Genomic DNA, 3625 nt, shown 5'->3' with positions numbered 1-3625 from the left:
AAGTGTAAGACAATGGATGATGTCGTAGGTAAAAATGGTCTTATGCAAAAGCTATTAAAGGATGTAATTCAACAGTTACTTGAAGCTGAAATGGAAGAGCATTTAGGTCGTGAAAGATATGAAAGATCTAGTGATACAATCGATAAGAATTATAGAAATGGTCATTCTAGCAAATATATTAAAAGTAGCTACGGGGAGGTTGGAATAGATATACCACGAGATAGAAACGGAGATTTTAACCCACAAGCAATTAAAAAATATCAAACAGACTGCAATGAATTAGATAAAAAAATAATAGGTTTATATGCCCGTGGAATGTCTACAAGAGACATCCAAAGCGAGTTAGAAGAATTATATGGAATTGACATATCTCCGTCTATGATATCTAAAATAACAGATAAAGTAATGGAATCGGCAAGCGAGTGGCAGAATAGGATGTTAGATTCCGTGTATCCTATAGTTTATATGGATGCAGTACATTTTAAGGTTAGGGATGACCATAGAATCATGTGTAAAGCTGCATATATTTGTATGGGAATAGATATGAATGGATATAAAGATATTTTAGGAATATGGATAAGTGAAGCCGAAGGCGCTAAATTCTGGCTCAGTGTTTGCAATGATTTAAGTAATAGAGGTGTTAAAGATATTTTAATTGCTTGTATGGACGGCCTAAAAGGACTACCTGAAGCTATTAAAGCTGTTTTCCCAGAAGTAAGTATTCAAAGCTGTATTGTTCATCAAATTAGAAACTCAATAAAATACATATCTTATAAGAATAAAAAAGAGTTTATGGCTGACTTAAAAACAGTATATAAGGCAGATACGGAAGAACTAGCGCTAGCGCAGCTCGATTTACTTAAAGAGAAATGGAGTTGTCAATATGGTTCTGTAATAGAGTCATGGTATTCAAACTGGGATAAATTATCCACATTTTTTGGATATACAAAAGAGATAAGAAAGATGATTTATACGACTAACCCATTAGAAGGTGTTAATAGGCAATTACGTAAATTTACAAAAACAAGAACAGTATTTCCTACTGATGATTCTCTTAGGAAATCTCTATATTTAGCTACTGAACAAGTCATGAAGAAATGGACTTCTCCTATAGCAAATTGGGGAGTAATTTTATTAAAGTTTGAAATAGAAATGTAGCTTGTACTTTTTTAAAACTTTATGTATATTTTAACTTATTTTGCACAAAATAAAATTGTAATACTAATCCATTATTAGTATTACTCAAAAAAATAAAAAATATAACTGGAAAGAAAATTTCCAGTTATATTAAAAGATTAATTATTGAAATTACACAAAATATTATACATCCTCAACTTCTCTAAGAATAACATCCTTTCTCAAGCAGCTCAAGCTATGCTTGCTCAAGCTAATAAACAACCTCAAGGAGTATTACAACTTCTTAGATAATTAACATAGTTTATTAAAAGGTGAGATGAATTTCTCACCTTTTTGTATTATCTGACAAAATACTAAAAAATATTAAAGTATATTATCATTATCTCGATAATAAATTAAATACATTTTTTGGAGTGGTGAGATATGAGACTTAATCACAATATGAGTTCTCTAAGCATATATAACGGATACAAGAAAAATTTAATTAATAATAAATCTGCAATTGAAAGACTTAGTACAGGAATTAAAATTAATTCTGCAAAAGACAATCCTAATAAAATTGGACAAAGTGAACAGATGAGAATACAAATAAAAAGTCTTCAAGCAGTTCAAAGAAACCTTCAAGATGGTACATCCATGCTTCAAACAGCAGATGGGGCTCTTCAAGAAGTAAATAATACTTTAGCTAGAATTAAAGAGCTTTCAGTAAGTGCAGCTAATGGGACTAAAAGTGAAAGCGAAAAAGAAATAATACAAAATGAAATAGAAGAAATGAAGAAGAACATAGATGATTTAGCCAATAATACAGAATTCAATGGGGTTAAACTTTTATGTGATGAGAGAGTTCCTAACAATAAATATCCAATGTATAAGAATATTGTAGTAGGAGGTATGCAAGGAGAACAAAGTAGAATTCCGAGCTTTAATATTAGAACAGAAATATTAAAGGATGAAAAAGGTAACACTTTAAAAGATATAGATATTAGAACACAAAAGGGTGTAAATAGTGCTTTGGAAGTAATAGATGAATCTATTGAAACAGTTTCCAACATAAGAAGTAGATATGGGGCTATGCAAAATAGATTAGAAACTACAGCAGAAAACATAGGTTCAAATGAACAAGCTTTTGAAAGAGCTGTTAGCAATCTTATAGATTCAGATATTGCTTTAGAAATGGCTGAACTTGCAAGAACACAAATTTTAAATGATTCATCTCTAGCACTTATATTTCAAAGTAATAATTTGCCGAAAGATGCATTAAGAATTTTAGAGAGAGTTAGATAAGAGTATCAAGGAACCATTTGGTCTTTTTAACCAAATGGTTCCCTTTTTTGATGTAAAAAAAAAAATACAATATGAAAAATGTCAAAATTTTAACATAACTTAGGAAATTTATAGTATTTTAATACCTTTCTTTTTGAAATCTGTAAAAAAACTCTAAATTATATAGAAATTTAACCTATTATAACATATAATAGTGATAGATAGATAAATTGGAAATAATTTTTCGTTTATTATTAGTGTGATTATAAATTGAATTAAATAAATTCCATATTTGAATCTAAAGATGGGGGTGTAGCATGTCAATTAATTTAGTGGGAGGAGAAAATAGTACATATAGCTTAATTAAGCAAGGTATAAAGGCTTCTACGGAAAGAGCAAAGGTTATTTCAAATAATATAGCTAATATTAATACAAAAGGATATAAAAGATTTAGTGTTGTTTTTGAAGAAAATATAAATGGAAGTGGACAGACTGATTTACAAATGAAAACCATTTCTCTAATAGTGAAAGTTTAGGGAATATTTCTGTGAAAAGAGATAATAGTACAAGCATGAGAACTGATGGTAATAATGTAGATTTAGATGTAGAAAAGGTTGAACAAGCAGCAAATACCTTAAAGTACAATGCATTAATTCAAAGTGCAAATGGTAAATTGACAAATTTAAAATATGTAATTAGTGGAGGTAATTAAAAATGAATGCATTTTCTGCAATGAGAATCAGTGCTAGTGGATTGGCAGCAGAAAGACTTAGAATGTATACAATTACATCCAACATGGTAAATGCCACAACAACGAGAACAGAAGATGGAGGCCCTTATGTTAGAAAAGTGGCTGTCTTTCATGAAGCCTTAGATGAAAAACTAAGGGGGAATGGGGTAAAGGCAGTAGCTCTTGAAGATGATGAATCGCCTTTAAGAAGTGTGTATGATCCAACACATCCTGATGCTGATGAGAATGAATACGTTTTATACCCTAATGTTAACGTTCTTAATGAGATGGCAGATATGATAGCATCTACTAGAGCTTATGAAGCTAATGTAGATACTTTAACAGCGAATAAAAATATGTTTATGAAAGCTTTAGAGATAGGTAAGTAGACAAGTAGGATAGTGTAAAGTTTCCTATGAAAAAATAGCCTGTAGCTAATTTTGAATAATAATAAACAAATAACTTTGCAATATCCGTAAAAACTCAAAAATTGAA

At 29.9% G+C, this 3625-nt stretch carries 3 protein-coding genes and 2 pseudogenes; all 5 read left to right on the top strand.

The features are described from left to right. Window positions 1-1158 (top strand): IS256 family transposase (locus KIB46_RS16180; protein WP_291673243.1); only part of this gene is annotated, 1158 nt, incomplete at its 5' end. Window positions 1159-1326: 168 nt separating this feature from the next. Beyond that, window positions 1327-1428, top strand: a pseudogene (locus KIB46_RS16175) (flagellin); the annotation flags it as partial. Between the two features lie 132 nt (window positions 1429-1560). Beyond that, a complete protein-coding gene (locus tag KIB46_RS16170; RefSeq protein WP_291673241.1) occupies window positions 1561-2421 on the top strand; it encodes a flagellin in 861 nt (286 codons plus the stop codon). 296 nt (window positions 2422-2717) lie between these two features. Then, window positions 2718-3112, top strand: a pseudogene (gene flgB / locus KIB46_RS16165) (flagellar basal body rod protein FlgB). Window positions 3113-3114: 2 nt separating this feature from the next. Further along, on the top strand, window positions 3115-3519 hold the full coding sequence (gene flgC / locus KIB46_RS16160; RefSeq protein ID WP_291673238.1) for a flagellar basal body rod protein FlgC: 405 nt from the start codon (window positions 3115-3117) through the stop codon (window positions 3517-3519). Window positions 3520-3625: the final 106 nt, after the last annotated feature.

Source organism: Clostridium sp., assembly GCF_018372875.1.
In the GTDB taxonomy this organism is placed as follows: Bacteria; Bacillota; Clostridia; order Clostridiales; family Clostridiaceae; genus Clostridium.
This window is presented reverse-complemented; position numbering and strand designations above follow the sequence as displayed.

Coding starts and splice junctions, on each gene's coding strand:
- KIB46_RS16170 (WP_291673241.1), top strand. CDS start 1,561: ATGAGACTTAATCACAATATGAGTTCTCTAAGCATATATAACGGATAC.
- flgC (WP_291673238.1), top strand. CDS start 3,115: ATGAATGCATTTTCTGCAATGAGAATCAGTGCTAGTGGATTGGCAGCA.